Source organism: Neorhizobium sp. BETTINA12A (assembly GCF_023006485.1).
Taxonomy (GTDB): Bacteria; Pseudomonadota; Alphaproteobacteria; order Rhizobiales; family Rhizobiaceae; genus Neorhizobium.
In genome coordinates, this window is the sequence record NZ_JALBGW010000224.1 from 1 (window position 1) to 6,209 (window position 6,209).

Annotated in this window: 5 protein-coding genes; 3 read left to right on the top strand and 2 right to left on the bottom strand. The window is 61.1% G+C overall.

Annotated features, from left to right (window positions below):
• Together MOV61_RS27615 and MOV61_RS27620 are read left to right on the top strand one after the other, a co-directional pair.
• Positions 1 to 1,005, top strand: a 1,005-nt coding sequence (locus tag MOV61_RS27615; RefSeq protein WP_247138874.1) for an acetyl-CoA C-acetyltransferase, incomplete at its 5' end; no start/stop codon positions are given.
• A gap of 140 nt (positions 1,006 to 1,145) precedes the next feature.
• Positions 1,146 to 1,874 (top strand): beta-ketoacyl-ACP reductase, encoded by a 729-nt coding sequence (locus MOV61_RS27620; RefSeq protein WP_247138875.1) that lies wholly within the window; start codon positions 1,146 to 1,148, stop codon positions 1,872 to 1,874.
• A gap of 252 nt (positions 1,875 to 2,126) precedes the next feature.
• On the opposite strand, the gene MOV61_RS27625 is transcribed toward MOV61_RS27620, so the two are convergent.
• A complete protein-coding gene (locus MOV61_RS27625; protein WP_038546799.1) occupies positions 2,127 to 2,384 on the bottom strand; it encodes a YMGG-like glycine zipper-containing protein in 258 nt (85 codons plus the stop codon).
• 41 nt (positions 2,385 to 2,425) lie between these two features.
• Positions 2,426 to 2,581: a DUF3309 family protein gene (locus MOV61_RS27630; protein WP_007775119.1), complete on the bottom strand. Its 156-nt coding sequence runs from the start codon at positions 2,579 to 2,581 to the stop codon at positions 2,426 to 2,428.
• Between the two features lie 724 nt (positions 2,582 to 3,305).
• Here MOV61_RS27630 and MOV61_RS27635 point away from each other — a divergent pair.
• On the top strand, positions 3,306 to 6,209 hold a 2,904-nt coding region (locus tag MOV61_RS27635; protein WP_247138876.1), incomplete at its 3' end, for a helicase-related protein.

Here is a 6,209-nt window from a genome sequence, read left to right on the forward strand (position 1 = left end):
CCGGCGGGCGAGGGCCAGAACCCGGCCCGACAGGCGGCGATGAAGGCCGGCGTGCCGAAGGAAGCCACCGCCTGGGGCGTCAACCAGCTCTGCGGCTCGGGCCTGCGCGCCGTCGCACTCGGCATGCAGCAGATCGCGCTTGGCGACGCCAAGATCATCGTTGCCGGCGGCCAGGAATCGATGTCCATGGCGCCGCATTGCGCGCATCTTCGCGGCGGCGTGAAGATGGGCGACTTCAAGATGATCGACACGATGGTCAAGGACGGCCTGACCGACGCGTTCTACGGCTACCACATGGGCATTACCGCGGAGAACATCGCCCGCCAGTGGCAGCTCTCCCGCGAAGAGCAGGACCAGTTCGCCGTCTCCTCCCAGAACAAGGCGGAAGCCGCGCAGAATGCCGGCCGCTTCAAGGACGAGATCATCCCCTACATCATCCAGACACGGAAGGGTGACGTGACCGTCGACAACGACGAATACATCCGTGCCGGCGCGACGCTCGATTCGATGGCCAAGCTGCGTCCCGCCTTTGACAAGGAAGGTACCGTCACCGCCGGCAACGCGTCCGGTCTCAACGACGGCGCGGCGGCTGCCGTGCTGATGACGGAAGCCGAAGCCGCCCGCCGCGGCATCACGCCGATGGTTCGCATCGTTTCGTGGGCGACCGCCGGCGTCGATCCGCAGATCATGGGCACGGGCCCGATCCCGGCTTCCCGCAAGGCGCTCGAAAAGGCAGGCTGGAAGGTCGGCGATCTCGATCTCATCGAGGCCAATGAAGCCTTTGCTGCGCAATCCTGCGCCGTCGTCAAGGATCTGGGTTTCGATTCGTCGATCGTCAACGTCAATGGCGGCGCAATCGCGATCGGCCATCCGATCGGCGCGTCGGGTGCCCGCATCCTCAACACGCTCCTCTTCGAGATGAAGCGCCGCGGCGCCAAGAAGGGTCTTGCTACTCTGTGCATCGGCGGCGGCATGGGCGTCGCCATGTGCCTTGAGGCCATGTGATATTTTAGAAGATTGTGGATAATCCCGCCGGCGTTGCAAAACTTCGTGGCGGGACTATCTCCCCGATGAAAGCATGTCAAAATAGGTAAGTATCCGGTCACACAGAAGGATCGGATCACAACGCAAAAGGGGACGGCCGCATGAGCAGGGTTGCATTGGTTTCGGGAGGAACGCGTGGGATCGGGGCAGCCATCTCCGTCGCGTTGAAGGCGGCAGGTTATCGTGTCGCGGCAAATTTTGCTGGCAATGAGGAAAAGGCGAAAGCCTTCCACGACGAGACCGGGATTCCGGTCTTCAAGTGGGATGTCTCCAGCTATCAGGCCTGCGTCGAGGGCGTCGCAAAAGTGGAGGCCGAGATCGGTCCCATCGAGGTGCTCGTCAACAATGCAGGCATCACCCGTGACGGCATGTTCCACAAGATGACGCCCGAGCAGTGGAACGAAGTGATCGGGACGAACCTGACCGGCCTGTTCAACATGACCCATCCTATCTGGAACGGCATGCGCGACCGCGGGTTCGGCCGGGTCGTCAACATTTCGTCCATCAACGGGCAGAAGGGCCAGATGGGCCAGGTGAACTATTCGGCAGCCAAGGCCGGCGATCTCGGCTTTACCAAGGCGCTGGCCCAGGAAGGTGCTGCGAAGAACATCACCGTCAACGCCATCTGCCCCGGCTACATCGCCACCGAAATGGTGCGGGCGGTGCCGGAAAAGGTGCTGAACGAGCGGATCATTCCACTGATCCCGGTCGGGCGCCTCGGCGAACCGGAAGAGATTGCCCGCTGCGTCGTCTTCCTTGCCTCCGACGATGCCGGTTTCATCACCGGCTCGACGCTGACGGCGAATGGCGGCCAATTCTTCGCCAGCTGATTTGCGGCATTAACTTTTGAGCGGGTTTCGGCGCATAATGCTGCGCCGAAACGGCTTATCCATATGGTTAACGAGTTGTTTTTCCACGAGATGTTGCGGTGAACAAAGCGGGAAACAGGCGATGTCGCCGATTCGTCGGCGATTCGTTCCGCCTTTGGCCGAAGGTTAACGCCGACAGTCTCCTGGAGGCAAAACAAAACCGGCGCCGATTGCTCGGGCGCCGGTCCTGAGGGACTGGATTGTTGTCCGCGACTAGCGGCAACGGGCCTCGTAGCGGCGGCCGTAACGGTCGCGATAGATGCAGTATCCGCGGCGCTCCGAGGAGTGACCGATTGCAGCGCCGACAAGACCGCCGGCGACTGCGCCGACTGCTGCGCCACCCCAGCTGTTCGACACTGCGCCACCAATGACGGCACCCGTGCCGGCACCGATCGCAGTGCCGCGTTCAGTCGCGGTGCAGGAGGCGAGCGTGCCGATCATGCAGCCCGCAATCAAGATCTTCTTCATCATGTTAGTTTTCCCTTCCCTTGGTACACACGGCTACGCCGCTTTTAAATCCTGCCCATCAGCAGCAGGATAATGATGATAAGGACTACAAGGCCCAATCCGCCCGACGGACCATAGCCCCAGCCCCGGCTATATCCCCAATTCGGCAAGGCGCCAATGAGCAGCAGAATGAGGATAACGAGCAATACGGTTCCGAGCATGATCTTCTACTCCGCTAGACAATCCGAGATGGATTTGGCGAGGAAACGTAGGGCCGCGATTTTTGTTCCATGGCTTGCAAACGTGTGCTCTCACATGTGGTTAAAGTGCGTTAGCCAATGTTAATGGCACCTGAACGATTCGCTTTTGAGGTTTCTACCACGACGATTTTCTTGCGGGTCTCTCGCGGTGAGACCTACCATATCTTGTGAGAACAAATGGCGAAGACATGGATGTCTGTGATTCGTCGGTGATTCGTTCCGCCTTTGGCCTGAATCTTAATTCCGTGCTCGAAGGAGCGTGGAACGGCCTGAATCGATTGATAAAACGTTAACCATATCAATGGATTGACTCTTCCGATTCTTCGTGAAAGCGCAGCTTCGGGATGAATCCTTCGGTTGCATGCACCCAATCCTGATGCAGATTCAGGATGTCGTGGGGAAGGCGAGAGTCGCATCAACATATAGCGGTGAACAAAAGCTGAATCTTCTTGAGTCTGCGATTCGTCTCCGATTCGTTCGCGTCTGTTCCTTTGCATTTAAAATTCGAATCGCCGAGCCTCGATTTGCCGCCTTCAGCGACCGTTCTTCGGCCGTAAAAGCCATTCTTGAGGCTTGCGTTTGCCCGCCGAGATCGCCATGTGTTGCGTGGCTTTGAGTTTTGGGCGAAGACGCCAAACTCCGAGCCTTATGTGATGCATGGAACCAGGCTTTGAATTTCCAGCCCATGATCCTCAGCGGGCGCGGCGTCACCGCCGTCCTCGGACCCACCAATACCGGCAAGACCCATTATGCCATTGAGCGAATGGTGGCGCATGGTACCGGCGTGATCGGCTTGCCGCTCCGGCTGCTGGCGCGCGAGGTCTATACGCGTCTTGTCGAGAAGGTTGGCGTCTCCCAGGTGGCGCTGGTCACCGGCGAGGAAAAGATCACTCCGCCGAATGCACGCTTCTCCGTCTGCACCGTCGAGGCCATGCCGCGCGAGACGAAGGCCTCCTTCGTGGCGATCGACGAAGTGCAGCTCGCCGGCGATCTCGAGCGCGGCCATATCTTCACCGACCGAATCCTGCACCTGCGCGGGCGCGATGAAACGCTGCTCCTGGGGGCTGCGACCATGCGGCCGATCCTCGAGAGGCTTCTGCCGGGAATAACCATCGTCGAGCGGCCGCGCCTCTCGCAGCTCTTTTATGCGGGCCAGAAAAAGATCACCCGCCTGCCGCAGCGTTCTGCGATCGTGGCGTTTTCGGCCGACGAGGTTTATGCGATCGCCGAGCTCATTCGCCGTCAGCGCGGCGGCGCGGCGGTGGTGCTCGGGGCACTCAGCCCCCGCACCCGCAATGCGCAGGTCGGCCTCTACCAGTCCGGCGACGTCGAATATCTCGTCGCGACGGATGCGATCGGCATGGGTCTCAACCTCGATGTCGATCACGTGGCGTTCGCCCAGGATCGCAAATTCGACGGTTACCAGTTCCGCAGCCTCAATCCGGCAGAGCTCGCGCAGATCGCCGGACGCGCCGGGCGGCATGTGCGGGATGGGACATTCGGCGTGACCGGCCAGGTCGCGCCTTTCGAAGACGAGTTGGTCGAGCGAATCGAAAGCCACCACTTCGATCCGGTCAAAGTGCTGCAGTGGCGGTCGAAAAACCTCGATTTTTCGTCGCTCAAGGCCCTGCGGGAAAGCCTGGATGCTGCGCCGACCCTTCTGGGCTTGACGCGGGCGCTTCCTGCGACCGACAGCCAAGCCTTTGATTATCTTTCGCGTTATCCCGAAATCAAGGACATAGCGACCACCCCGCAGCGGGTCGAAAAACTCTGGGAGGCCTGTGCCCTGCCAGACTACCGACGAATTGCGCCGGCGCAGCACGCCGACCTTATTTCGACTCTTTTTTCCGATCTTGTGCGCTTCGGGACGGTGAACGAAGAATTCATGGCGGAACAGGTCCGCCGCGCCGACCGCACCGATGGTGAAATCGACACATTGTCGGCCCGCATAGCGCAGATCCGGACCTGGACCTACGTCTCTAATCGCCCTGGTTGGCTTGCCGATCCGACACACTGGCAAGAAAAGACACGGGAAATAGAGGATAGGTTATCGGACGCGCTACATGAAAGGTTGACGAAACGCTTTGTTGATCGCAGGACATCTGTGCTCATGAAGCGCCTGAGAGAGAATGCGATGCTGGAAGCTGAAATCAGTGTGAATGGCGATGTCTTTGTAGAGGGACATCACGTCGGGCAATTGGCCGGTTTCCGGTTCACGCCCGTTTCGGGAACCGAGGGCCCCGACGCCAAGGCGGTGCAAGGTGCCGCCCAGAAAGCGCTGGCGCTCGAATTCGAGGCGCGGGCGGCAAGGCTTTATGCATCGGGCAATAACGACCTGGCGGTCGGATCCGATGGTTTCGTGCGCTGGCTCGGCGAGCCTATCGCCCGTCTTGCGGCGAGCGACCATGTCATGCGTCCGCGCGTCATCCTGCTTGCCGACGAGCAGCTGACCGGTCATGCCCGCGAACATGTGCTCGCCCGTCTCGAGCGTTTCGTCAATCATCACATCGCGACGGTTTTGAAGCCGCTCGACGATCTGTCCCGTGCCGAAGACCTTCAGGGCCTCGCCAAGGGGCTCGCCTTCCAGCTCGTCGAAAACCTCGGCGTGCTGTTCAGGCGCGACGTGGCCGACGACGTGAAGTCGCTCGATCAGGATGCGCGCGCTTCGATGCGTCGCTACGGCATCCGTTTCGGCGCCTATCACGTGTTTATGCCCCTGCTTCTGAAGCCGGCACCGGCCGAGCTCATCACGCTGCTCTGGGCGCTGGGGAACGACGGTCTCGACAAGCCCGGCTATGGCGATCTCATTCCGGCTCTGGCCGCGGGGCGCACGTCGGTCGTCGCCGATCCGACATTCGAGAGGATGTTCTACAAACTCGCGGGTTTCCGTTTCCTCGGTAAGCGCGCCGTGCGTATCGACATTCTGGAGCGCCTTGCCGATCTCATCCGTCCGCTCCTGCAGTGGAAACCTGGCTCGACGCCGCGTCCGGAAGGCGCGTATGACGGGCGCCGCTTCACGGCCACGACCGCCATGCTCTCCATTCTCGGCGCTACGCCGGACGATATGGAAGAAATCCTCAAGGGTCTCGGGTATCGGGCCGACGCCGTGAAGGCGGAAGAGGCACAGGCATTCCTCGCAGGCCACGATGCAAGTTCCGTGAACGCCGCGGCTGCTCTGGCTTCGGCAGGAGATGCACCGGAAGTCTCCGAAACAGATGACGCCGATGCGAGTGACGCTCCGGTTGAGACTGCAACGGAAGCCGCTCCGGCCGAAAATGCGACGGAAACAGCTCCCATCGAGGCCGTGGCCGAGGCTGCGCCGGCTGAGACGGCTACCGCAGAACCGGTTGCTTCGGAAGAAGCTCCCGCGGAGCAGGCTCCGGCTGGCGACGTGACCGACGAGACAAAGTCTGCCGAGGCTGGAGAGCCGAAGCCGGTCCTGTTGTGGCGCCCGGGCGGCGGCCGTGAAAACAACCAGCGTGGCGGACGTCCGCAACACGGCGATCGTCGTGGTCACGGCGGCCAACGCAATAACGCCCCTGGCGAGGCGGGTCAGCCGTCCCAGGGTCGTCGTGATGACCGTCGCGAC